The organism is Branchiibius cervicis, from assembly GCF_042661605.1.
Classification (GTDB): Bacteria; Actinomycetota; Actinomycetes; order Actinomycetales; family Dermatophilaceae; genus Branchiibius; species Branchiibius cervicis.
On record NZ_JBHSWJ010000002.1, the window covers coordinates 914,375 to 938,969 of the forward strand.

The following is a 24,595-nucleotide window of genomic DNA, read 5'->3' on the forward strand; positions in this document are numbered from 1 at the left end:
GCGACGGTCGGTGTCGTCGGCCTGGGCACGATGGGGGCCGGCATCGTGGAGGTCTTCGCCAAGGCCGGGTTGCGGGTCGTCGGCGTCGACGGAACGCCCGAACTGGCCGAGCGCGGTAAAGGGTTCCTGACGAAATCGACCGGCAAAGCCGTTGCCCGCGGCCGGTTGTCCGAGGAGGACCAGCAGGCGCTGCTCGAACGGGTCACGTGGACCGCGTCGCTGACCGACCTGGCCGACGTGGATCTGGTGGTCGAGGCCATCCCCGAGCGTCTGGAGTTCAAGACCGATCTGTTCACCAAGCTGGACGACATCGTGCGGCCGGACACGATCCTGGCCTCGAACACCTCCAGCCTCTCGCTGACCACCATTGCGGCCGCGACCAAGCACCCCGAGCGGGTCATCGGGATGCACTTCTTCAACCCGGCGCCGGTGCTGGCCCTTGTCGAGGTCATCAGCACGCTGTTCACCGACAACAAACTGGTGCGCGAAGTGCGCGACCTGGCGACCAGACTGGGGAAGAAGCCGGTGGTCGTGGGCGACCGGGCCGGTTTCGTCGCCAATGCGCTACTGATCACCTACCTGGCCCGGGCGATCCGGCTGTACGAGACCGGGACCGTGTCGCGGGAGGACCTGGACAACGCGATGCGCGTTGGAGCGGGCTTTCCGATGGGGCCGCTGACGTTGTCCGACCTGATCGGCCTCGACGTGGTCAAAGAGGTGTGCGACGTGCTGTACGACGCCACCAAGGACCCTCGGCCGCGCCGCCCGCGTTGCTGCAGCAGATGGTCACGGCCGGCCGGCTGGGCCGCAAGACCGGTCAGGGCTTCTACGACTACACCGCGTCCGACGATGCGGTAGAGCAAACCAGCAGCGGTCGGGCGCTCGCAGTCGACACCGTCGGCCTGCTCGGGACCGGTGAGGCGCTGGTGCAACTCGGCGAGAAGTTGGAGTCCGGTGGGCTGCGGGTGGTCCATGCGGTCTCGTCCCCGACAGATCTGGGGGCAGCGCAGGTTGTCTTCGTCGGTACCGACGCCGGTTGTGCCACCGGCGAATGCGCGGCCGGCGCGTGTGAGTGTGACCAGATGGGTCCCGCGCAGGAGGCCGTTTCGGCTGGCCTGGGCAAGATCGGCAAGAACGCGATCCTGGCCCCGATGGACGGTCTGGCGGAATGGGCCATCGGGACGCCCGACGAGCACGGGCGGGTTGTCGTACCCGTGCGACTGCACGAGCCCACCAAGGGCGGTCAGGTGCTGGAGATCGGCACCGGTCTGGACAGTGGCTCCCGGGAGATTGCCGCGGTCCGCGCCGCGGCGGAGCGTGCGGGTCTGGTCCCCGTGGTCGGCCGGGCTCGCTCCGGTCTGGTGGTCGACGCACTGCTCTTCCCGCACCTCAACGACGCCGTCGCGATGCTCGACTCCGGCTATGCCAGCGCACAGGACATCGATACCGCGATGACCGCCGGCTGCGGGTACCCGGAGGGTCCGTTCGCGATGATCGACCGCCTGGGTGCGGATCAGGTGACCGAGGGCCTAGCCGTGATGGCCACGACGGTCGGCAGCGCGGGACCCTCACCGCTCCTCGTCGAGCACGCTGTGCGCGGCCGGAAGTTCCTGGGCTGAGAGGCCGATGCCCCGGCGTAAACCGCCCCGTAAACCGTCCAGCCGCCCCCTCTCGGAGGTGCTGGGCGGCGGGACGTCCAGTGCGTCGTACGCCGGGCAGGTCTGGACCGTGCGAAGTCTGCGCGGCAACTCCTCGGGCAAGAGCTACACCTGCCCGGGATGCCAGCAGCAGGTGTCGGCCGCCCAGGCGCATGTCGTCGTGTGGCCCGCGGAGGGGCTGGGCGATGTGACCGACCGGCGGCACTGGCACACGCCGTGCTGGCAGGCGCGCGACCGGCGTCCGCCGCGCGGATCGTGGCGCTAGTTCTGCGGGGGCTCCACGAGTTCGACGAGAACTCCGCCGGCGTCCTTGGGGTGCACGAAGTTGATCCGGGAGCCGTACGTGCCCGGGCGCGGTTCGTCGTACAGCAGGCGTAAGCCCCTGTCCCGCAACGCTTTCGAGACGTCATCGACGTTCTTGACCCGGTAGGCGACCTGCTGGACTCCCGGACCCGAGCGGTCGAGGAACTTGGCGATGGACGACTGCTCATTGAGGGGGCGAGCAGTTGCAGCTGCGTGCCGCCGGGGGCGACCTCGACCATCGCCTCGCGCACGCCCTGGGCCTCGTTGGTCTCCTCGTGGACCACCCGCATGCCGAGAGTGTCGGTGTAGAAGGTGATCGCCTCGTCGAGGTCGGGGACGGCGATGCCCACGTGGTCGACGGCTTCGAAGAGCGGGTCCATACGGCAACACTAGACTTGTGAGCATGGCCACTGTTGTTGATCCCGACCGTCAGCCCGTCCTCGTTGCGGGAGCCCGAACGCCGATGGGCAAGCTCCTTGGCTCGCTCGCCGGGTTCTCGGCGACCGACCTGGGCGGTTTCGCCATCGAAGGTGCGCTGTCGCGGGCCGGTGTCGCGGGCGACCAGGTGGACTACGTGATCATGGGTCAGGTGCTGCCCGCCGGGGATGGTCAGATCCCGGCCCGCCAGGCGGCGGTCAAGGGCGGCATCCCGATGACCGTGCCGGCGCTGACGATCAACAAGGTCTGTCTGTCGGGCCTGGACGCCATCGCGCTCGCCGCGCAGCTGATCCGGGCGGGAGAGTTCGAGGTCGTGGTCGCCGGCGGTCAGGAATCGATGACCAACGCGCCGCACCTGCTGATGAACAGCCGCAAGGGGTACAAGTACGGCGACGTCACGATGAAGGACCACATGGACCTGGACGGCCTGTGGGATGCCTTCACCGACCAGCCGATGGGCGCGCTGACCGAGCAGGCCAACGTGGGTGACCTCGCCTACACCCGCGAGCAGCAGGACGCCTTCGGCGCTCGCTCCCACCAGTTGGCGGCGAAGGCGTGGAAGGACGGGCTGTTCGCCGACGAGGTGGTGCCGGTGACCATCCCGCAACGACGCGGCGAGCCGATCGTCTTCGCCGAGGATGAGGGCATCCGGCCGGACACGACCTCGGAGTCCCTGGCCGGGCTGCGACCGGCGTTCAGCAAGGACGGGACGATCACCGCGGGTACGGCGTCGCCGATCTCGGACGGAGCGGCGGCCGTGGTGGTGACCTCTGCGGCGTACGCAGCCGAGCACGGTTTGCCGGTGCTGGCGTCCATTGGTGCGCACGGGGTGGTCGCCGGTCCGGACTCGTCCTTGCAGTTGCAGCCGGCGAACGCGATCCGGGCGGCGTGTGCCAAGGAGGGTATCTCCGTCTCGGACGTGTCGCTGTTCGAGTTGAACGAGGCGTTCGCGCTGGTCGGGTTGGCTTCGACCGACTCGCTGGGGGTGTCGCCTGATCTGGTCAACGTCAACGGTGGCGCGATTGCGATGGGGCACCCGATCGGGATGTCCGGGGCCCGGCTGGTTCTGCACCTGGCGTTGGAACTGCAGCGTCGCGGTGGCGGTGTCGGGGCGGCCGCGTTGTGCGGTGGCGGCGGACAGGGTGATGCGTTGATCGTGCGCGTTCCGGCGGGATCGTGAGCCACGCCGGCGGCCAGGTGAGTTGGTGAGCAGGTCGGCGATCGACGTACCCGCGCTGGTCGACGCGGCACGATCGGGCTCGCATCGTGCGGTCGCGCGGCTGATCACCTTGGTGGAGAACGGATCCGACCTGCTGCGGCCGGCGATGAAAGCGCTGGCTCCGTACGCCGGAAACGCGCGGATCATCGGCCTGACGGGCTCGCCGGGGGTGGGAAAGTCGACCACCACCTCGGCGTTGGTCGGGGCCTTCCGTGCGCGCGACCTGCGGGTTGGGGTGCTCGCGGTCGATCCGTCGTCGCCGTTCTCCGGGGTGCGCTGCTCGGCGACCGGATCCGGTTGTCCGACCACGCGTTGGATCCGGGCGTCTACGTGCGTTCGATGGCGACCCGGGGGCACCTGGGCGGTCTGTCGTGGGCGGCGCCCCAGGCGCTGCGGGTGCTGGACGCCGCCGGGTGCGACGTGATCCTGATCGAGACGGTAGGTGTCGGCCAGTCGGAGGTCGAGATCGCCGGGTTGGCCGACACCACCGTGGTGTTGCTGGCGCCCGGCATGGGCGATGGAGTGCAGGCGGCGAAGGCGGGGATCCTCGAAGTGGGCGACGTCTTCGTGGTCAACAAGGCCGATCGCGACGGCGCCGATGCCACGGTTCGCGAGTTGCGGCAGATGTTGACGTTGGGCGCGGCGCCGGCGGCGGGGAATGGCGGGCGCCGGTGGAGAAGCTGGTCGCCGCCGCGGGCGACGGGCTGTCCGACGTGCTGGCCGCGCTGGACAAGCATTGGGAGTGGTTGTCGTCCTCTGGTGAGCTCGACACGCGTCGTCGCCGGCGGGCTTCGGATGAGGTCCTTGCCCTGGCGTTGGGCGAATTGCGCTCGCGGATGGGCACATTGGAGGATCACGCATTGCTGGCGTCTCTGGCTGCCTCGGTGGTTTCGGGGTCATCGGACCCCTATTCCGCGGCCGATGAGTTGGTCGCCTCGGTGTCCTGACGCCGGTTCTTTCCACAGGTACCGTCGGGCCCGGGCAGGTTTTCCACACCGGCATATGTCGGACTTCCCTCGGTCGCGCGGCCTCTTCTAGCGTGGCGTCCAGGACCTGAGGAGGGACTGGATGTCTTCGATCGCCGAGGCTGCCGCGGTGCCGGCTACGGGTGCGCCTGCGGCGGTGCTGGGGCGATTGCATGCGGTGCTGGATGAGTTCGCGGCCCGCCCCGACGCAGAGCACGGTGTGACGGATATCGACAACGGATGCTTGTTGTGCGCGGTGCACCATCGGCTCGTTCACGAACGCACCATCCCCATCCGGGAACGCAACGGGTACCTAGAATTCCTGATCCCGCCGTTGCGTCCGTTGCAAATCTACGACTCGGATCTGCTCACGGGTTCCGACTCGGAGGATGACCCTCAGGTTGTGTCGTCGGGTGCGAGCAGGTCGGCGCGCCCGACCAGGGTCGACACCGGCACGTTGCTCCTGCCTTTGTGCGGGGCGCCGGTCGATAACCTTCGGGCATGGCTCTTTTCGCGTTCTCCGTTGCCCCCGCCAGCACCGATGATCCGGACGGTTCGTTCAGTGAAGCTGTCGCCGAGGCGATTCGCGTGGTGCGCGAGTCCGGGTTGCCGAACGAAACGACCGCCATGTTCACGACGCTCGAGGGCGACTGGGATGAGTGCCTTGCCGTCATCAAGGCCGCGACCGAGGCGGTGCAGAAGTTGTCCTCCCGAGTCTCGCTGGTGATCAAGGCGGACATCCGTCCTGGTTTCACAGGTCAGCTGAGCGAGAAGGTGCAACGGGTCGAGGAGCGGCTCGCCGATGGCTGACTTTCTGATCCGCCCCATCGTCGATACGGATGCCGAGGAGGTCGGCACTGCACACACGCGCATCTGGCAGCTGACCTACGCCGGGATGATGGATCAGGCCAAACTCGACGCCATGGTGCCGCAGGATCGCATCGACCGATGGCGTGAGCAGATCATCCCAGGTCAGGCCGCGCGCGAGGCAGCGGGCGAGAGCATCACTCGCTGCGCTGTCGACGTGACGACCGGTCGGATCGCCGGCTTCGGTACTGGCGGCCAGCCACGGGTCGAGGACCCGCCCCGAGCAACGGAGTTGTGGAGCCTCAACGTCCTGCCCGAGTTCCACGGCACCGGTGTTGCGGCGCAACTGCTGGACGCGCTCATCGGTGACCGGCCGGCGTACCTCTGGGTTGCCACGCAGAACGCCCGCGCTGTCGCGTTCTACCGCAAGCACGGGTTCGAGCTGGACGGCACCAGCAAGTACGACGCGGACTGGGCGTGCCACGAGTCCCGGATGGTCCGCGGGTGAACACGAAGCTGCCCTTCGACCCGATCGAGCGGGCACGTGAACTCTGGCGTGAACGATGGGGTGACGACGCGCCGTACGACGCGATGGCCACTGCCACCTCGATCATGCGGGTCCAGCAGCGGTTGCTGGCGGATCTGGACGCCGCGGTCGCGCCGTACGGGCTCACGTTCGCCCGCTACGAGGCGCTCGTGCTGCTGGCGTTCTCCCGCGAGGGCCGGCTTCCGATGAGCAAGGTGGGGGAGCGGCTGATGATCCACCCCACCAGCGCTACCAACATCGTGCAGCGGCTGGCTGCGGATGGCCTGGTCGAGCGGGTGCCGAACCCGCGTGACGGCCGCGGCACCCTGGCCTGCCTCACGCCGGAGGGGAACGCCGCATGGAGCAAGCGACGGAGGCGTTGCACGCGATTGACTTCGGTCTCGAGGGTGTCCCTGAGCGGGAGCGCAGGCAGCTCTGGCGCCTCCTTCGCGGGATGCGCGAGCGCTCCGGAGACTTCTGACCAGCTATACGAGTGGGTAATTACTAGGGCTTCCTAGTAAATTGCTCTCATGACACGAGTGCAGTGGGAGCGCGAGTACGCGGCGGCCGAGGCGAGTGGCAAGGTCCGGGACGCCGACTTCACGACCCTGTCGGGGGACGAGGTCGACCCGGCCTACGGCACGGACGGCGGCGAGTGGCCGGGCCAATTCCCCTACACCCGAGGCCTTTACGCGACCGGATACCGCGGTCGCCCGTGGACGATCCGGCAGTTCGCCGGGTTCGGAAACGCCCAACAGACCAACGAGCGCTACCGGATGATCCTGGGTCGCGGCGGGGGTGGTTTGAGCGTCGCCTTCGACATGCCCACGCTGATGGGCCGCGACTCGGACGACCCGATGTCTCTCGGTGAGGTTGGGCACTGCGGTGTGGCCATCGACTCCGCCGCCGACATGGAGGTGCTCTTCGACGGCATCCGGCTGGATGAGGTCACCACTTCGATGACGATCAGCGGCCCGGCCGTCCCGGTGTTCTGCATGTACCTCGTCGCCGCGGAGCGCCAAGGGTCGACATCGGCAGACTGAACGGCACCTTGCAGACCGACATCTACAAGGAGTACATCGCGCAGAAAGAATGGCTCTTCGGGCCTGAGCCGCATCTGCGACTGATCGGTGACCTGATGGAGTACACCAGCGCAAAAATCCCTGCCTACAAACCGCTTTCGGTCTCCGGCTACCACATCCGTGAGGCTGGGTCGACCGCGGCGCAGGAGTTGGCCTACACGCTCGCCGACGGCTTCGGGTACGTCGAGCTGGGCCTTTCGCGCGGACTGGACGTCGACGTGTTCGCGCCTGGGTTGTCCTTCTTCTTCGACGCCCACATCGACTTCTTCGAGGAGATCGCCAAATTCCGCGCAGCGCGACGGATCTGGGCACGCTGGATGCGCGACGTCTACGGCGCCAAGACCCCCAAGGCGCAATGGCTGCGGTTCCACACGCAGACCGCCGGCGTCTCCCTGACCGCCCAGCAGCCGATGAACAACGTCGTCCGCACCGCCGTTGAGGCGCTCGCTGCGGTGCTGGGTGGCACCAACTCGCTGCACACCAATGCCCTCGACGAGACCCTGGCGCTTCCGACGGAGGAGTCGGCGGAGGTCGCACTGCGCACCCAGCAGGTCCTGATGGAAGAGACCGGGGTGACCAACGTCGCTGATCCACTAGGCGGTTCGCATTACATCGAGGCGCTGACCGACCGGATGGAGCAGGAAGCCGAGGCCATTTTCGAGCAGATCCGAGCTATGGGCCAGCGCGGGAAGCCGGAGGGTTATGAGCATCCCATCGGCCCCATTACCAGCGGCTTGTTGCGCGGGGTCGAAGACGGCTGGTTCATGTCCGAGATTGCGGAGGCGGCCTTCCAGTACCAAACCGCGGTCGAAAAGGGCGACAAGCGCGTCGTCGGGGTCAACGTGCACACCGAGTCGTCAGCGAAGGAGTTGGAGATCCTGCGCGTCTCGCACGAGGTCGAAAGAGACCAGGTACAGGTGCTCGCAGCGCGCAAGGCAGGCCGCGATGACGCGGCGGTGCGATCCGCGCTGTCGGAGATGATGCGGGTGGCCCAGGGCGACGGAAACCTGATCGAGCCGATGCTCACGGCCGTGCGCGCCGAAGCCACTCTCGGCGAGATCTGCGGCGCGATGAAGGAGCTGTGGGGCAGCTATCGGGAGCCCGCCAGATTCTGACTGGGGACACGCGAGGCGTCCCGTTCTCGGCGTACCAGCGCCAGAAAGCCCACCCAGCACACGGTGCACACCACAGCGCAGGCCAGCACGGTCGGTGCGAAGGCGGCGTAGAACGCGCCTCGCGGTCGACAGAGCCCAGCGGAATCCCGAAGCCCAGCCCGTGTAGCACCGTCGGCGTCGCGAAGACCTCGACGCGGCCTTCCCTGGGCTGCTGGATCGATTGCCCAGGAGGAGTAGCCCGGCTGCCACCGTGACGAGCAGGTGAGGGTCCGCCTGCCCTCTCCACCGTCCTCAGGACGGACCGGTGAAGGACCGAAAGCAGCACCTTCGACACGACACGTATCCACGTCGGTCGTCGATGGCAACGGAGAGCCCATCAAGAACGGCCGACGGAACGGATCGTCATGTCGGACTACAAGCAACTTGCCAGCCGCCTTCGCGCCGCGCTCGCTACAGACGGGGTCGAGGTCTCCCACAGCCGGGCGCTGGAGTTGGTGGCCGCACAGCACGGATATCGCGACTGGAACACGCTGGTGGCCGCGCCGGACGCGGCCGGCCACGCGGTCGTCGTACCTATCCTGAGGGTGTTCCCCGGTGGTGAGGCCACGCGCTTCTATCGCGACTTTCTGGGCTTCACGATCGACTGGGAGCACCGCTTCGAGCCCGGACTACCGCTCTACCTACAGGTTTCCCGGGCCGGATGCGTCCTACACCTCAGTGAGCACCACGGTGACGCGGCCCCGGGATCCGCGCTCCGCATTGAGGTCGACGATGTCGATGCCCTACAGCGGCAAGTGCGCGACAGCGATGTCTATCCGCTGCGGATCGGTCTCGACCGCCAACCCTGGGGCGACGATCTGCAGATACCTGACCCCTTTGGTAACCGGTTGATCTTCCACACCCCGCGTCGGTCAGAATGAGGACATGCCTGAGAAGCCGCTGACCGCCGCATCGCTGCGGGGTGCCGTAGATCTGTCCGCGCTCGCCAAGCCGGCGTCCACCCGATCCGCGCCGACAGCGGGAGCTGCTGGCCCGGGTATCGCCCCGTCAGGCCTGGTCCAGCAGGTCGACGACAGTTCGTTCGGCGCCGCCGTGGAGATGTCGCTGGACGTGCCCGTCATCCTCGCCGTCTACTCCGGCGCCCGCGCGGCCAGCAAGCAGCACGTCGACGAGTTGGCTGGCCTCGTGGGCGAGTACGGCGGCCGGCTGGTCCTGGCCACCGCCGACATCGACACTGCGATGCAGATCCGTCAGGCGCTTCAGGTCCAACAGGTGCCGATGGTGCTGGCCCTGATCAAGGGTCAGCCGCTGCCCCTCTACATGGGTCCGCAGCCGGCCGACGCCGTCCGTGGTGTTTTCGACCAAGTGCTGCAAGCCGCCCAGCAGGCGGGCGTCACCGGCACCGTGCCGGTTGAAGGAGCGCCGGCCGCTGCCGAGGAGCCCGAACCCGACGAGGATCCGCTGCTGACCCAGGCGTACGACGCGATCGAGGCCGGGGACTACGACGCCGCCATTGCCGCGTACGACCAGATCCTGGCGGCCACGCCCGACGACGAGGGCGCCCGGTTGGGCAAGGGCCAGGTCCTGCTGCTCCAGCGGACCGCGGACCTGGACGCCGCTGCAGTCCGGGAAGCTGCTGCGCAGAACCCCACCGACGTGGCGGCGCAGACCCAGGTCGCCGACCTCGACCTGCTGGGTGGGCACGTCGAGGACGCGTTCTCCCGACTGATCGACCTGGTGCGAGCCACCTCCGGGGACGAGCGCACGGCGGCTCGCGAGCACCTGATCGGTCTGTTCGACATCATCGGACCAACCGACGAGCGGGTGAAAAAGGCGCGTACGGCGCTGATGTCCGCGCTCTATTAACCGCCCAGGGCCGCATCGACGATCTGTTTGGCCTCGGTCTGCACCTGCTTGAGGTGGTCCTCCCCGAGGAACGACTCGGCGTAGATCTTGTAGACGTCCTCAGTACCTGAGGGTCGCGCCGCGAACCACGCGTTCTGTGTCGTGACCTTGAGGCCCCCGATGGCTGCGCCGTTCCCGGGCGCTTCGGTCATGGTGGCCGTGATGTCTTCTCCCGCAAGGGTTTTGGAGGTCACATCTGAGGGACTGAGTGCTGCCAGCTTGGCCTTCTGCTCCCGTGAAGCTGGCGCGTCCACACGGGCGTACGCCGACGATCCGTACTTCGCCGTCAGTTGCGTGAAGTGCTCCGAGGGGGTGTTACCCGTCGCAGCCGTGATCTCCGAAGCCAGCAACGCCAGCAGGATGCCGTCCTTGTCGGTCGTCCACGCCGACCCGTCGAACCGCAGGAACGACGCGCCTGCCGATTCCTCGCCGCCGAACCCGACCGAGCCGTCCAGTAAGCCCGGCACGAACCACTTGAAGCCGACCGGAACCTCCCACAGTTCGGCGCCGATGCCGGCCACCACCCGGTCGATCAGCGACGAGGAGACCAGGGTCTTGCCGACCCGGTGCGAGGTCCAGTCCGGCCGTGCGCCGCCGTACAGATACGAGATGGCCACGGCCAGATAGTGATTGGGGTTCATCAACCCCTCTTTGGTCACGATGCCGTGCCGGTCGCTGTCCGCGTCGTTTCCCGTGGCGATGTCGTAGTGATCGCGCTGCTTGATCAGCGACGCCATGGCGTACGGGGACGAGCAATCCATCCGGATCTTCCCGTCCCAGTCCAGGGTCATGAACCGCCACGTCGGGTCCACCAGGGGGTTGACCACGGTCAGGTCCAGTCCGTAGCGCGACCCGATCTCGCCCCAGTAGGCAACCGACGCACCGCCCAGCGGGTCGGCACCGATCGTGACCCCGGCGTCCTTGATCCGGGACAGATCGATGACGTTCGGCAGGTCTGTGACGTACTCGGCCAGGAAGTCGTACGAGCCTGCGCTCGAGCGGGCCTGGGAGAAGGGCACCCGACGTACGCCGTCCAGGCCGGCCCGCAGGTATTCGTTGGCCGCCGCTGCGATCACCTTCGTCGCATCGCTGTCGGCGGGACCGCCGTGTGGCGGGTTGTACTTGAACCCTCCGTCGCGCGGCGGGTTGTGTGAGGGCGTCACCACGATGCCGTCGGCCAGACCCGGTCCGGTGGTCCGCCCGGCGTTGGCTTTCAAGATTGCGTGGGACACGGCTGGGGTCGGGGTGTACCCGTCACGACTGTCGACCAGCACGGTGACGTCGTTGGCAATCAAGACCTCCAGCGCACTGGCCCACGCCGGCTCGGACAACCCGTGGGTGTCCCGGCCGATGAAGAGCGGTCCGTCGAAGCCCTGTTGCCGCCGGTAGTCCGCGATCGCCTGCGTGGTTGCCAGGATGTGTGCCTCGTTGAACGCGCTGTCGAACGATGAGCCACGATGCCCCGACGTGCCGAAAACAACCTGCTGGTCGGGGTTCTCGGGATCCGGGGTGAGCGTGTAATAAGCCGTGATCAACGCAGGTACGTCGACCAGGTCGCTGGGCTGAGCCGGTTGACCGGCCCGGGAAGCGACGTCGTTCATCGTGGAACTCCTACTCCTGGACGGGGATGAGCCAGATCATGGACAAGGGTGGGAGCGTCATCCGGGCGGACGCGGGCTGACCGTTGGCTTCGCCGGGCACGGCGGTGACCGAGCCCAGGTTGCCTCGGCCGGCACCGCCGTACGCCTCTGCATCCGTGTTGAGCACCTCGGCCCATTCACCGGTGAACGGCAACCCGACGGTGATGTCGCGGTGCTCGGTCCCGGAGGCATTCAGGATGGCGGCCACCACGTTGTCCGGTCCCCGCTCGCCGGCTCCCCACCGCAGGTAACTGAACGTGTTGCCGCCGGCGTCGTCACCGTTGATCCACTGGAATCCATCGCCTTGGTGGTCCAGTGACCACAGGGCGGGAGTATCGGTGTAGATCCGGTTGAGATCCTTGACCAGCGCGTGGATGCCGTAGTGCTCCGGGTGACGAAGCAGCCACCAATCCAGGCTTCGACCGTCGGCCCATTCGGCCTCCTGGGCGAACTCACAGCCCATGAAGAGCAACTGCTTGCCCGGGTGTGACCACTGGTGACCGAGGAACGCCCGGACGTTGGCCAACTGATTCCACCGGTCGCCGGGCATCTTGCGCATCAACGAGCCCTTGCCGTGCACGACCTCGTCGTGGCTGATCGGTAGCACGAACCGCTCACTCCACGCGTAGACGAAACCGAAGGTGATCTTGTTGTGGTGGTACTGGCGGTGGATGGGTTCCTCGTGGAAGTAGTCGAGGGTGTCGTGCATCCAGCCCATGTTCCACTTCAACCCGAACCCGAGACCACCGGCGTCGGTGGGTTGGGTGACCCCCGGCCAGGAGGTGGACTCCTCGGCGATCATCACGCTTCCGGGAGAACGTCGGTACGCCGTCGCGTTGGCTTCCTGCAACAGCTCTACTGCTTCGAGGTTTTCCCGGCCGCCGTACCGGTTGGGCAGCCACTGGCCCTCGCTGCGGGCGTAGTCGAGGTAGAGCATCGAGGCCACCCCGTCGACCCGCAGCCCGTCGGCGTGGAACTCCTCCAGCCAGTAGCTGGCGTTGGCCACGAGGAAGTTGCGCACCTCGGTGCGACCGAAATTGAAGATGTACGAACCCCATTCAGGGTGCCAGCCGCGCCGCCTGTCCGGGTGCTCGTAGAGCGCCGTGCCGTCGAAGCGCACCAGCGCCCACTCGTCCGTCGCGAAGTGACCCGGCACCCAGTCCAGGATCACGCCGATCCCGTTCTGATGCAGCGTGTCGATCAAGTAGCGCAGGTCATCGGGGTTCCCGAGCCGGGAGTTGGGTGCGTAGTACCCCGTCACGTGATAGCCCCACGACGGGGGGTAGGGGTGCTCCATCACCGGCATGAACTCCACGTGTGTGAAGCCCAGATCCTTGACGTAGTTGACCAGGTGCTCGGCCAGATCACGGTACGACTGGCCCTCGCGCCACGAACCCAGGTGCACCTCGTAGGTGCTCATCGGGCCGGTGTGCGGATCGGTACTTGCCCGCTCGGCCAACCAGTCCGCATCGCCCCATTCGTAGTGGGATTCGGTCACGATGGCGGCCGTCTTGGGGGACGTCTCGGTGAACCGGGCCATCGGGTCGGTCTTCTCCCGCCACACCCGGTCGGCGCCCAGCACTTGGAACTTGTAGCGGGTGCCCGCACCGACATCCGGCACGAACAGTTCCCAGACGCCGGAGCCGCCGAGCAGTCGCATCGGGTGGGTGGTGCCGTTCCAGCCGTTGAACTCCCCGATGACCCGCACGCCCTTGGCGTTCGGCGCCCACACCGCGAACGCCGTACCGGTCACCTCACCCAACGGTCCGTCGTAGCGATGCACCCGCGCGCCCAGCGCGTTCCACAGTTCTTCGTGCCGACCCTGGCCGATCAGGAACAGGTCCATCTCGCCGAGGGAGGGCAGGAACCGGTAGGGGTCGTCCGCGACGTGCTCGACCCCATCGCCGTACGTCGTGATGATCCGGTAGTCGGGCACCTCACTACCCGGGACCCGGGCTGACCAGATGCCTTCGTACTCGTGCTGCAACGGCACCCGCTCTCCGCCCGGGAGTGCGACCTGTACGGTCGTCGCGAGTGGCCGTAGGGCACGGATATACGGTCCCGCAGCGTCCTTCTGGCCGCCGAGCACGCTGTGCGGATCGCGGTGCAACCCGGCCAGCAGGGCGTCGGCCTCGTGTTCGGGGACCGGCGGTGCCGGTTGGGCGGTCTCAAGTCGTTGCGGCGAACCCAGCAGACGGTTTATCGCCGCTAAGGGAATGTGCTTCCAGGCCGGGCGGTTGCGCACCTCGTAACTGACTTCGTAGATCGCTTTGTCGATCTCGTAAGCGGTCAGCACGTCACGGTCGACCGGGCTACCTGCGGTGTACCCCTCGAGGAATGCTCGCTGACACGCCTCCGACCACTCGCGTCGTGAGCCGCTGCCCCGGACCTCGGCGGAACCCGCCGCGTAGTCGAAGGATCGCAGCATTCCGGCGACGTCCCGCACCGGGCTGTCGGGCAGGCTTCGCTCGGCCAGGGGACGCAACGGCTCACCCTCGAAGTCGAGCATCACCCAACCGCGGTCGGGCACCTGGAGCACCTGGCCGAGATGGAAGTCTCCGTGGATTCGTTGCAGTGCAGGCCAATCGGCTACCTCTGCCCTGGCCAGCACCGCTTCGTAGCTGTCCCGGAGCTCAGCCAGCGCCGGCTCGTCGGCGACTGCGCGATCCAACCGCGCGCGCATCTGCCCGATCAGGTGGGAGACGTCGGCCGGCGTGGGATCGGTGCAGCCCATCGCCTCGGCCAGGGTGGCGTGCATCGCGGCGGTGGCCGCGCCCAGCGAACGGGCGGCAGCGGAGTAGTCCTGGTCGGCTTCGGCAGCCGCGCTTGCGTGCCGCCAGGCATCCAGTACGCCGGGCAGGAACTCCTCGGCGAACGCCAGATCTCCATGTGCGGCGGAGCCGTCCGGTTGCGACCAGGATCCGCTCAGGGAACCGATGGCGTGGGGAACGACCTCGCTGCCCGCGGCTGACAACGCCGTCTGCAGTTCGACGTCGGGATTGTGTCCGTCGTGCAGGACCCGGAAGATCTTGACGATGACCGGCGGCGCGTCGACCAGGTGGATGATCACCGAGGTGTTCGACTGCTCTCCGCTGAGCACCTGGCACGAAGCGACCTCGCTGACGTGCGCACCGGGGCGACCGCTGCCGGACACCGTCACCTTGGCCGGTAGTGCGTCGCCGGCCGGGGTGGTCAGGTCGGCCTGCTGGGCCCCGGTCTGGATCGTGCGCAGCAGTTCGGTCACGAACACCGAGTCGTGGCAGGCGTCGTACACATAACGGGTGCCCAGTTCACTGTGCTGCATCGTCCCGATCAACGCCTGTTCGGCAAGTTCGAGCGGATCGGCACGGTAGGTGACCGGCACCTGGTAGACCGTGGGAGTCACGGCGGCGTCGTCACTGAGCAACAGCACCTCGATACCGACCTCAGCGGCCGGGTCGTCGAAGCGATAGGAGCCCAGGTCTCGCAACCGGGGGTGCGGGATTTGTCGGCGTACCAACGCTGTTGCTCGACCCACGGGGTCAGCAGGTCGACTTTGCTGGGGGTCAGTGTCGCGTTGCGGTGAATCGTGGCCATGTCACGCTCCTACAGGGTCGGCGGTGGTCACGGCGAGCCAGAAGAAGTCTCGCGAACCCAGGGTCAAGGTGATCGAGCCGGATTCCTGCACGGCCGGGAAGTAGGCGCCGCCGAAGACGTCCCGTAACCGGGCGCCCGCGTACTGCGGGGGCAGCGTCACGGTGACCGACTGGGGTCGGCTCGACAGGTTGTTGACGCACAGCACGGCGGTAACGTCCAGTTCCTCGCGGGCGGCGTCCTCGGGGCTGGCTACCCGCATGAAGGCCAGGATGGCGTCGTTGGTGCTCTCGCACGGGACGTAGCTGCCCAAGCCGAAGACCGGGAACTGCTTGCGCACGCCCAGCATCGAGCGCAGCCAATGCAGCAGCGACGACGACGTCGCGTGCGCCGCCTCGACGTTCACCGTCGAGTAGTTGTGCACCAGGCTGGTGACCAGCGGCAGGTAGAGCTTGCCCGGGTCGGCAGTGGAGAACCCGGCGTTGCGATCCGGCGACCATTGCATCGGCGTACGGACCGCATCCCGGTCGGGCAGCCAGATGTTGTCACCCATCTGGATCTCGTCGCCGTAGTACAGACACGGCGAGCCGGGCAGCGAGAACAACAGGGCGTGGATCAGTTCCAGCTCCGGGCGGCTGTTGTCCAGCAGCGGGGACAGCCGCCGCCGGATACCGACGTTGGCGCGCATCCGCGGGTCCGGCGCGTACCAGCCGTACATCGCCACCCGTTCCTCCGGCGTGACCATCTCGAGGGTCAGCTCGTCGTGGTTGCGCAGGAAGGTGCCCCACTGGGTCCCCGCCGGGATGTCCGGTGTCTCGGCCATCACCTTCTCGATGCTGGTGGCCTTCTCATCGCGCAGCGCGTAGTACAGCCGCGGCATCACCGGGAAGTGGAAGCACATGTGGCATTCGGGCTCCTGCACGGTCCCGAAATAGTCCACCACCTCGTGCGGCATCTGGTTGGCCTCGGCCAGCAGGATCCGCCCCGGGAACTCCTCGTCGACGAATCGCCTGAGTTCGGCGAGGAACTCGTGGGTCTTGGGGTGGTTCTCGCCGTTGTGACCCTCTTCCTCGAAGAGGTAGGGCACCGCATCGAGCCGGAAGCCGTCGATGCCCAGCCCGAGCCAGAAACGCACGATGTCGTACATCTCCTCCTTCACCTTCGGGTTCTCGAAGTTGAGATCCGGCTGGTGGGAGAAGAACCGGTGCCAGAAGAACTGCCGCCGGACGGGGTCGAAGGTCCAGTTCGACACTTCGGTGTCGATGAAGATGATCCGGGCGTCCGGGTACTTCTCGTCGGTGTCCGACCAGACGTAGTAGTCGCCGTACGGACCGTCAGGGTCCGATCGTGAGGCCTGGAACCACGGGTGCTGGTCACTGGTGTGGTTCATGACCAGGTCGATGATCACCCGGATGCCGCGGGCGTGCGCCTGCGACACCAACTCGATGAATTCCGGCAGCGTGCCGAACTCCGGCAGGACCGCTTTGTAATCGGAGATGTCGTAACCGCCGTCGCGCAACGGTGAGGCGAAGAACGGCGGTAGCCACAGGCAGTCGACGCCCAGCCACTGCAGGTAGTCCAGGCGGTTGATCAGACCGCTGAAGTCCCCGGACCCGCTGCCGTTGCTGTCGCCGAAGCCGCGGGTCAGCACTTCGTAGAAGACCGCCTTGCGGAACCAGTTGGGGTCGTGGCGCAAGCCGGGCTGCTGGAGGTTGAATGCGGGATTCGGCACGATCAAACCTTCACCTGGAAAATGTGCACGGGGGCGGTGGCCGGCCCGAGCCTGACGAAATTCTCTGAGCCCCAGTCATATTCGGTGCCCGACAGTAGGTCCAGCGCTTTGAACCGGTCGCCGGCTCGCAGGCCGAGCGCGCCCATGTCCAGACGAACCGTCGACTCGCGGGTGGCGTGCGGGTCGAAGGCCGCGACCACCAGAATGACGTCGTCACCGCGCTTCTTGGAGTAGGCCAGCATCGTCTCGTCGTCGACGTGATGGAAGCGCAGGTTGCGCAACCAGTGCAGTGCCGGGTGCTCGTGCCGGATCTTGTTCAGCAGACCCAGGAACTGCGCGAGGGATTGCCCCTCCTTGGGGCCGCCGAGTTCGTAGTCCGCCCAGTGGCGATCCTTGTACTGGTACTTCTCGTTGTCGATCTGTTCCTCGGCGCCGGGCCGGGGGACGTCCTCGATCAGCTCGTACCCCGTGTAGATGCCGTACGTGGGGGACAGCGTGGCCGCGATCGCCGCCCGCATCGTCCAGCCGGTGGGCCCCGCGAATTGCATGTACGGCGTGAGGATGTCGTGCGTCGTCGGCCAGAACGAGGGGCGCATGTAGTGCGCGGATTCGGTGGCCAGCGATTCGCAGTACTCACGCATCGTCGACGGTTCGTTGCGCCAGGTGAAGTAGGTGTAACTCTGCTGGAAGCCGACCTTGCCCAGGGTATGCATCATCGCCGGACGGGTGAAAGCCTCTGCGAGCCAGATGATTTCGGGATGGTCCTTGGCGACGTCGGCGATCAGCCACTGCCAGAAGTCCAGCGGTTTGGTGTGCGGGTTGTCGACCCGGAAAAGGGTGACGCCGTGGTCGATCCAAACCTGCACGACCTCGCGCACCGCCCGGTAGATGCCTTCGGGGTCGTTGTCGAAGTTGAGCGGGTAGATGTCCTGGTACTTCTTCGGCGGGTTCTCCGCGTAGGCGATCGTTCCGTCGGCGCGGGTCGTGAACCACTCGGGATGCTCGGTCACCCATGGGTGGTCCGGTGCACACTGCAGCGCCAGGTCCATCGCCACCTCCAGCCCCAGGTCGCGGGCGTGGGCCACGAAGGCGTCGAAGTCATCGAACGTGCCCAGATCGGGATGTATCGCGTCGTGGCCGCCGTCCTTGCTGCCGATGGCGTACGGCGATCCCGGGTCCAGCGGGCCGGCGTTGAGGGTGTTGTTCGGACCCTTGCGGTTCACCTCGCCGATCGGATGGATCGGGGTCAGATAGACCACGTCGAAGCCCATCGCGGCGATGGCGTCCAATCGCCGGGCCGCGGTGCGCAACGTGCCTGACACCCAGTGGCCGTCCTCGTCCAGGTGAGCGCCCTCGGAGCGGGGGAAGATCTCGTACCACGCTCCGGTCAGGGCGAGTTCGCGCTCCACAAGCCACGGGTAGTCCGGTGTGCCGCTGACGAATTCGCGCAGCGGATGTGCCGCGTGCACGACTGCCACCGGCTCCTGCGTGCCACCCGCGAGACGGTCGGCTACCGACTTGTCCGCGTCGCGCAGCTGGGCCGCTCCCGCCGTGAGCGTCGCTCGCTCCGCGTCGGTCACCGCCGCATCCTCGGCCCACCGATCCAGCACCAGCGCACCCTCGGCCAGCATCAGTTCGACGTCGACGCCGGCCTCGATCTTGATGATCGCGTCGTGTCGCCAGGTCTCGTACGGATCGGACCAACCTTCGACCCGCAGGCTCCACTTACCTGGGGTCGGTGCGCTGATCACGCACTCCCAGGCGTCCAGCCCTCGGTTGACGCACGTCATGGGGACCAGCGTGACGTCCCCGGACGGATCGGTGAGGGCGACGGAGGCGTTCACCGCATCGTGGCCTTCGCGGAACACCGTTGCCGTGACGGTGAATTCCTCGTCGACCACCGATTTGGCGGGAAAGGCCCCACCGTCGACGAGCGGGCCCACTCCGAGCGCGGGGATACGACCGATCTGCAGGGATTGGCTCACGCTCCGACGCTACAAGGTTGCGCCGGAGCGTGCACGGGCGCGGCCACGCCTACTGGGTGATCGCCGGCGTGTGCCAGATCCGGTCGATGTAATCGACCATCGAACGGTCCGAGGAGAAGAACCCGCAGCGAGCCACATTGAGGATGGCCTTGCGCGACCAGTCGTCCGGATCGGCGTACGCCGCCTCGACCCGTTTCTGGGCTTCCAGGTACGCCGCGTAGTCCGCCAGCGTGAGGAACCGGTCCTCGCCGAGCAGGTTGGACACCACCGGCTCGAAGCGATTGCGGTCACCGTCGGAGAAGTGGCCAGACGCGATCAGGTCGATCGTCGCCTTCAACTGTGGATCGCTCTCGTACACCGAAACCGGTGAATAGCCTTTGGCGATGGTCGCTTCGACCTCCGGCTCCAGCATCCCGAACAGGAAGAAGTTGTCGTCCCCGACCAACTCGCGGATCTCGACGTTCGCGCCGTCGTCGGTACCGATCGTCAAGGCGCCGTTCAAGGCGAACTTCATGTTGCCGGTGCCGGACGCCTCCTTGCCGGCCAGCGAGATCTGTTCGGACAGGTCAGCCGCCGGGATGAGTCGTTCGGCCAGGGTGACGTTGTAGTTGGCCGGGAAGGCCACGGTCAGGCGGCCCTGCACCTGCGGGTCGTTGTTGATCGTCTTTCCGACCGCGTTGATCAGGGCGATGATCTCCTTGGCGATGCGATAGCCCGGCGCTGCCTTCGCGCCGAAGAGGAAGGCCCGTGGCATGACGTCCTCGACCGCGATCTTGCCGCTGATGATCTGCTCGTACAGCGTCACGATATGCAGCAGTTTCAGGGTCTGGCGTTTGTACTCGTGCAACCGCTTGACCATGACGTCGTACATCACGTCGGTCGGCAGGGTGATGCTGTCGCGGGTCACGAGCACCTGGGCCAGGGTCTGTTTGTTGGCCGCCTTCACTGCCCGGAAGCGCTCCCGGAACGCCGGATCGTCGGCATGCGGTTCCAGTTCCCGCAGCCGGTCCAGATCGGTCACCCACCCCTCGTCGCCCAGTGTCTCGGTGATCAACTCCGACAGACCGGGATTGGATAGGCGCAGGAAGCGGCGCGGTGTGATGCCGTTGGTGACGTTGGTGAACTTGTCCGGCCAGTACGCGCTGAACTCCGGAAACACCTTGTCCCGCAACAGTTGTGAATGCAGGGCCGCGACGCCGTTGACCTTGGATCCGGCGATCGTGGCCAGGTAGGCCATGCGTACCGATCGCTCCGGGTGGTCGGTGATGATCGACATGCGACGCAGCTTGATCTCGTCGCCGGGATAGGCGGCCCGGATCTCGTCGAGGAAGATCTCGTTGATCTTGTAGATGATCTCCAGGTGTCGCGGCAGCAACTTGCCGAGCAACTCCGCCGACCACACTTCCAACGCCTCGGGCAGCAGCGTGTGGCAGGTGTAGGCGAAACACTTCTGGGTGATCGCCCACGCGTCGTCCCACTCCATGCCCTTCTCGTCCACCAGAAGCCGCATCAGCTCGGGGACGGCGATGACCGGGTGGGTGTCGTTGAGCTGGAAGATGACCCGATCGGGCAGCTTGGTCAGATCGAACTGCTTGGGCAGCACGTTCTCCAACTGGTCACGCAGCGAGCACGCCACGAAGAAATACTGCTGCTGCAGCCGCAGTTCCTTGCCCTGCGGAGTGGAATCTTCCGGGTAGAGCACCTTGGAGATGTTCTCGGCGAAGGTCTGGGCCCGCACCGCCTCCACGTAGTCACCGGCGTTGAAGATCCGCAGGTCGAATGCGCGCGTGGCCCGAGCACTCCACAGCCGCAACGTGTTGACGCGACCGTTGCGATAGCCCGGGACCATGTAGTTGTAGGGCACGCCCTGCACGTCCCACGCCGGCAGCCACCGCGTCCGCTCGCGGCCGTTCTCGTCGGTGTAGGTCTGCGTGCTGCCGCCGAAGTGCACCGTCACGGCGTGTTCGGGGTGCGGGAACTCCCACGGGTTGCCCAGCGCGAGCCACCGGTCGGAATGCTCGACCTGCCAGCCGTCCTCGAACTCCTGGCGGAAGATGCCGTACTCGTAGCGGATGCCGTACCCGATACACGGCACGCTCATCGTCGCCAGCGAATCCACGAAACACGCGGCCAGGCGTCCCAGACCGCCGTTGCCAAGGCCAGGCTCGGTCTCCTGGCCGCGCAGGTCGTCCAGGGTGAGCCCCAGTGCACCCAGGCCCTCCTCGACGACCTCCGTCATGCCGGTCGCCAAGAGCGCGTTGTCCAACTGCCGGCCCAGCAGATACTCCGCCGACAGGTAGGCCACCGATTTGGCCTGCTGTTCGTACTGGCGGGCGAGCGTCTTCATCCAGCGCGCCTGCAGGTTCTGCCGGACCGCCTTGCTCAGGGCGATGTACCGGTCGTTGCGCGAACTGCGGGCCAGGCTGACGCCCCGACCGAAGTTGAGCTCGTCCATGAACCCGTTGATGAATTCGTCGACGGTGTGGATGGGAGCGTCCTTGTCGTACGGCGATAGGCCGCCGGGGCTCGTCGGCCGGGGGAGGGGTAGCTGGACTGCGGCTTCGCATCGGTCACGGAGGAAACGCTAACGACATCGGCCCCTCGGTGGACACCCGCAGCGAAAGTCCGTCCTCTGTGGCGTATGCCACAACGGATCCTCACCTGCCGTTGTGGATCGGAACGGAACGTGGCCGATGCGGCCCAAAGTCGCCGCTCCGGCGCGCGCAAGCGCCCGTCAGCGACTCGAACGCACCGCATACGATGGCGCGGTGCTGATGCCCTTGACCGTCGTGCTGTTCGGGCTGCTCGGCGCGCTCGCGGCGTACGTCGGGTATCTCACGCTGCGGGGGCGCCCGATGGACGATCCCACGCTCTATCTGGCGCTCGCGACCGAGGTCGTTCTGCTGGTGCAACTGGTCGTCGGGATCATCCGCGCGGGCGACGGCGCCGCAAGCATGTCGCGCCCGGTGTTCATCGCCTACCTGGTCGGCCTGATCTTCGTCCTACCCGCCGCAGGCGCCTGGGCCATCGCCGAGCGCACCACCCGGTGGGGGACCGGCGTGTTGCTGGTGGGAGTACTCGGACTGCTCGTGATGGTGGTGCGACTGGTGCAGTTGTGGAACGGAGCCGGTTGAGTGGCAAACAGGACATCGCAGGGGTTCGGCCGCATCCTGATCGCGGTCTACGGGCTGCTGGCACTGGCGGCCACCGGCCGTTCGGTGCTGCAACTGACCACGCAGTTCCACAAGGCGCCGCTGGCCTACGTCCTGTCGGCGGTGGCCGCGGTGATCTACATCGTGGCGACGGTCGCCCTGGTCCGCGGTGACCGCACCTCGGTGCGGGTGGCCCGGGTGACCATCACCATCGAACTGATCGGTGTGCTGGCCGTGGGTTTGTGGAGTTACCTCGACACGGCAGCGTTCCCCGACAAGACCGTCTGGTCGCACTTCGGCCAGGGTTACGGGTACCTGCCGTTGGTGCTTCCGGTGGTGGGTCTGTGGTGGTTGGCCCGTACGGCGTCAGCGGGCGCCCGCGAAGACGGTGAATGACGCGGCAGGCGCCTTCCACGTATCGCCGGGTGCGAGGTTGACGTCAGGCACCCAGGACGGGTGCTCTGCGGTGCTGCTCCACAGCAGGTCCCAGGTCGTGATGCCGTCGTGTGCCGGGACCGTCACCGGACCGTTGTGCGAGCTGCCGTGCAGGACGAACAGCAACGTCGTGTCGCCCACGGGGGAGCCGTCGAAGATGGCCTGCACGGTCGAGGTCTCCGGCGACTGCCAGTGCGCAGAGTCCATGAACTGGCCGTCGGCGTTGCACCACCGCAGCGACACTTCCGACAGGTCACCGGAGGGCACGTCCGGGGTGAAGAACCGGCGCCGGCGCAACACCGGGTGAGCCTGCCGTAGCGCGATCAGAAAGCCCGTGGTGTCGATCAGATCGTCCTGGGTGTAGTCCAGATCCCAGTTGTACCAGGAGATTTCGTTGTTCTGGCAGTAGGCGTTGTTGTTGCCGCGCTGGCTGCGAGCCAACTCGTCGCCGCCCAACAGCATCGGGGTGCCGCTGGACAGCAACAGTGTGGCCAGCAGGTTGCGGATCGCGCGCCGGCGCAACCGCTGCACCGGCGGATCCCCGAACTCCCAGCCTTCGACCCCGAAGTTCCACGAGCGGTTGTTCTCGGTGCCGTCCCGGTTGCCCTCGGCGTTGGCCCCGTTGTGTTTGTTGTTGTAGGCCGTCAGGTCGGCCATCGTGAAGCCGTCGTGGGCGGTCACGTAGTTGATCGCCGCCTGCGGGCTGCGGTGTCCGAACAGGTCGGGGGAGCCGGCGATCCGGGCGCCGAGATCGGCCAGCGCGTGCCGGGGGTGGCCGGCGTGATCGGCCGCCAGGTCGCCCAGCCAGAAGTTGCGCACGGTGTCCCGGAACCTGTCGTTCCAGTCCCCGAACGGTGCCGGGAACTGGCCGGTGCGCCACCCGTGGGAGCCCAGATCCCATGGTTCGGCGATCAGTTTGACCCTGGAGAGCACCGGATCGGTGCGCAGCCCCACGAGGAACGGATGGTCGGGGCTGAATCCGTCGTCCTGCCCGCGGCCCAGCGCCACGGCAAGGTCGAAGCGGAAACCGTCCACATGCATCTCGCTGACCCAGTACCGCAATGAGTCCAGCACCATCCGGACCGTGGTGGGATGCCGCATGTCGAGGGTGTTGCCGCATCCGGTCACGTCCACGTCGTGGCCGCGTTCATCGAGCCGGTAGTAGTCGTGCCCGGCCAGGCCGCGCCATGACAGCGTCGCGCCACTGGACGCGCCCTGTTCGCAGGTGTGGTTGTAGACCACGTCGAGGATCACCTCGAACCCGGCGGCGTGCAGGAGTTTGACCATGCCCTTGAACTCATCGACCACCTGCCGCGGATCGCGGGAACTGGCGTACGCCGCGTGCGGAGCGAAGAACCCCAGCGTGTTGTAGCCCCAGTAGTTCTCCAGGCCGACTTGGACCAGGTGCGGTTCGGAGGTGAAGGCGTGCACCGGCAGCAGTTCGATCGTGGTGACTCCCAGGCGGCGCAGGTGCGCGATCACGCACGGGTGCGCCACCCCGGCGTACGTGCCGCGCAACTCCTCCGGGATGCCCGGGTGCGTCATCGTCAGGCCCCGCACGTGGGTCTCGTAGATCACCGTCCGATCCCACGGCACCCGCGGGGACGGTCATCACCCCAGTCGAACCGGTCGTCGATCACCACACTGCGCGGGACGTACGGCGCGCTGTCGCGGTCGTCGCGCTGATAACCGTCACCGTCGAAGTAGGAACCCACCTGGTGTCCGAAAACCTCCGGCTGCCAACGCACTTCGCCTTCCAGTGCGCGGGAGTACGGATCCGTTAACAGTTTCTGGACGTTGTAGCGCTGTCCGGCCCACGGATCCCACGGGCCGCTCGCCCGCAGCCCGTAACGCTGCCCGGCCCGCACTCCGGGGACGAAACCCGCCCAGACGCCGCCGACGTACGGATCCAGGGCGATCCGCTGCTCGGCACCGGCGTCGTCGAACAGGCACAGCCACACCTGCTCGGCCTGTCCGGCGTAGACGCTGAACTCGCAGCCCCCGTCGCGTAGGTGCGCGCCGAAGGGCGGGGGAAGTCGACGCCGGACGGCTGCATGAAG

Annotated in this window: 16 protein-coding genes and 5 pseudogenes; 13 read left to right on the plus strand and 8 right to left on the minus strand. The window is 67.0% G+C overall.

Features of this window, described 5'->3' with window-relative positions:
• Positions 1–30: 30 nt before the first annotated feature.
• The 3 genes and pseudogenes from ACFQBT_RS05015 to ACFQBT_RS05025 all read left to right on the plus strand — a co-directional run.
• Positions 31–776, plus strand: a pseudogene (locus tag ACFQBT_RS05015) (3-hydroxyacyl-CoA dehydrogenase family protein); the annotation flags it as partial.
• Positions 777–782: 6 nt separating this feature from the next.
• Complete coding sequence (locus ACFQBT_RS05020; protein WP_377825359.1) at positions 783–1,619, plus strand: 3-hydroxyacyl-CoA dehydrogenase family protein; 837 nt, start codon at positions 783–785, stop codon at positions 1,617–1,619.
• 7 nt (positions 1,620–1,626) lie between these two features.
• The gene (locus tag ACFQBT_RS05025; RefSeq protein WP_377820854.1) at positions 1,627–1,923 is read left to right on the plus strand and encodes a hypothetical protein; all 297 of its coding nucleotides are present in this window, start codon (positions 1,627–1,629) and stop codon (positions 1,921–1,923) included.
• Here the strand turns inward: ACFQBT_RS05025 and mce are convergent.
• Positions 1,920–2,341: pseudogene (gene mce, locus ACFQBT_RS05030) on the minus strand (methylmalonyl-CoA epimerase). The gene ACFQBT_RS05025 and the pseudogene mce overlap by 4 nt on opposite strands.
• Before the next feature lie 23 nt (positions 2,342–2,364).
• Here mce and ACFQBT_RS05035 point away from each other — a divergent pair.
• The 8 genes and pseudogenes from ACFQBT_RS05035 to ACFQBT_RS05070 all read left to right on the plus strand — a co-directional run bounded on the left by ACFQBT_RS05035 (position 2,365) and on the right by ACFQBT_RS05070 (position 9,979).
• On the plus strand, positions 2,365–3,579 hold the full coding sequence (locus ACFQBT_RS05035) for an acetyl-CoA C-acetyltransferase (RefSeq protein ID WP_377820856.1): 1,215 nt from the start codon (positions 2,365–2,367) through the stop codon (positions 3,577–3,579).
• A 145-nt stretch (positions 3,580–3,724) separates the two neighbouring features.
• Positions 3,725–4,565: pseudogene (gene meaB / locus ACFQBT_RS05040) on the plus strand (methylmalonyl Co-A mutase-associated GTPase MeaB).
• 519 nt (positions 4,566–5,084) lie between these two features.
• Positions 5,085–5,393, plus strand: coding sequence for a thiamine-binding protein (locus tag ACFQBT_RS05045; protein ID WP_377820858.1), 309 nt, complete (start codon positions 5,085–5,087; stop codon positions 5,391–5,393).
• Complete coding sequence (locus tag ACFQBT_RS05050) at positions 5,386–5,898, plus strand: GNAT family N-acetyltransferase (protein WP_377820860.1); 513 nt, start codon at positions 5,386–5,388, stop codon at positions 5,896–5,898. The genes ACFQBT_RS05045 and ACFQBT_RS05050 overlap by 8 nt, the downstream gene beginning before the upstream one ends.
• Positions 5,895–6,434 carry a MarR family winged helix-turn-helix transcriptional regulator gene (locus ACFQBT_RS05055; RefSeq protein WP_377820863.1) on the plus strand — a complete coding sequence of 180 codons (540 nt, stop codon included), beginning with the start codon at positions 5,895–5,897 and terminating at the stop codon, positions 6,432–6,434. Before ACFQBT_RS05050 ends, ACFQBT_RS05055 begins: the two co-directional genes overlap by 4 nt.
• A 12-nt stretch (positions 6,435–6,446) precedes the next feature.
• Positions 6,447–8,113 (plus strand): annotated as a pseudogene (locus tag ACFQBT_RS05060) (acyl-CoA mutase large subunit family protein).
• Positions 8,114–8,517: 404 nt separating this feature from the next.
• Positions 8,518–9,033, plus strand: coding sequence for a glyoxalase superfamily protein (locus ACFQBT_RS05065; protein WP_377820865.1), 516 nt, complete (start codon positions 8,518–8,520; stop codon positions 9,031–9,033).
• 4 nt (positions 9,034–9,037) lie between these two features.
• A complete protein-coding gene (locus ACFQBT_RS05070; protein ID WP_377820867.1) occupies positions 9,038–9,979 on the plus strand; it encodes a co-chaperone YbbN in 942 nt (313 codons plus the stop codon).
• Here ACFQBT_RS05070 and pgm read toward each other — a convergent pair.
• The 5 genes from pgm to ACFQBT_RS05095 are packed head-to-tail and all read right to left on the minus strand — an operon-like array spanning position 9,976 to position 21,436.
• On the minus strand, positions 9,976–11,619 hold the full coding sequence (gene pgm, locus ACFQBT_RS05075) for a phosphoglucomutase (alpha-D-glucose-1,6-bisphosphate-dependent) (protein WP_377820869.1): 1,644 nt from the start codon (positions 11,617–11,619) through the stop codon (positions 9,976–9,978). The two genes, ACFQBT_RS05070 and pgm, sit on opposite strands and share 4 nt — an antisense overlap.
• A gap of 10 nt (positions 11,620–11,629) precedes the next feature.
• Positions 11,630–15,175 (minus strand): 1,4-alpha-glucan branching protein GlgB, encoded by a 3,546-nt coding sequence (gene glgB / locus ACFQBT_RS05080; protein WP_377820871.1) that lies wholly within the window; start codon positions 15,173–15,175, stop codon positions 11,630–11,632.
• Positions 15,176–15,235: 60 nt separating this feature from the next.
• A complete protein-coding gene (gene treS / locus ACFQBT_RS05085) occupies positions 15,236–16,963 on the minus strand; it encodes a maltose alpha-D-glucosyltransferase (RefSeq protein ID WP_377820873.1) in 1,728 nt (575 codons plus the stop codon).
• A gap of 2 nt (positions 16,964–16,965) precedes the next feature.
• The gene (locus tag ACFQBT_RS05090; RefSeq protein WP_377820875.1) at positions 16,966–18,948 is read right to left on the minus strand and encodes an alpha-1,4-glucan--maltose-1-phosphate maltosyltransferase; all 1,983 of its coding nucleotides are present in this window, start codon (positions 18,946–18,948) and stop codon (positions 16,966–16,968) included.
• 49 nt (positions 18,949–18,997) lie between these two features.
• Positions 18,998–21,436 carry a glycogen/starch/alpha-glucan phosphorylase gene (locus ACFQBT_RS05095; protein ID WP_377825361.1) on the minus strand — a complete coding sequence of 813 codons (2,439 nt, stop codon included), beginning with the start codon at positions 21,434–21,436 and terminating at the stop codon, positions 18,998–19,000.
• Positions 21,437–21,716: 280 nt separating this feature from the next.
• On the opposite strand from ACFQBT_RS05095, the gene ACFQBT_RS05100 reads away from it, so the two are divergent.
• Both ACFQBT_RS05100 and ACFQBT_RS05105 read left to right on the plus strand, forming a co-directional pair.
• A complete protein-coding gene (locus ACFQBT_RS05100) occupies positions 21,717–22,082 on the plus strand; it encodes a hypothetical protein (protein ID WP_377820877.1) in 366 nt (121 codons plus the stop codon).
• On the plus strand, positions 22,083–22,496 hold the full coding sequence (locus tag ACFQBT_RS05105) for a hypothetical protein (RefSeq protein WP_377820879.1): 414 nt from the start codon (positions 22,083–22,085) through the stop codon (positions 22,494–22,496).
• Here ACFQBT_RS05105 and glgX read toward each other — a convergent pair.
• Both glgX and ACFQBT_RS05115 read right to left on the minus strand, forming a co-directional pair.
• On the minus strand, positions 22,467–24,113 hold the full coding sequence (gene glgX, locus ACFQBT_RS05110) for a glycogen debranching protein GlgX (protein ID WP_377820881.1): 1,647 nt from the start codon (positions 24,111–24,113) through the stop codon (positions 22,467–22,469). The two genes, ACFQBT_RS05105 and glgX, sit on opposite strands and share 30 nt — an antisense overlap.
• Positions 24,110–24,502 (minus strand): annotated as a pseudogene (locus tag ACFQBT_RS05115) (glycogen debranching protein GlgX); the annotation flags it as partial. The pseudogene ACFQBT_RS05115 and the gene glgX, both read right to left, overlap by 4 nt.
• Between the last annotated feature and the right edge of the window lie 93 nt (positions 24,503–24,595).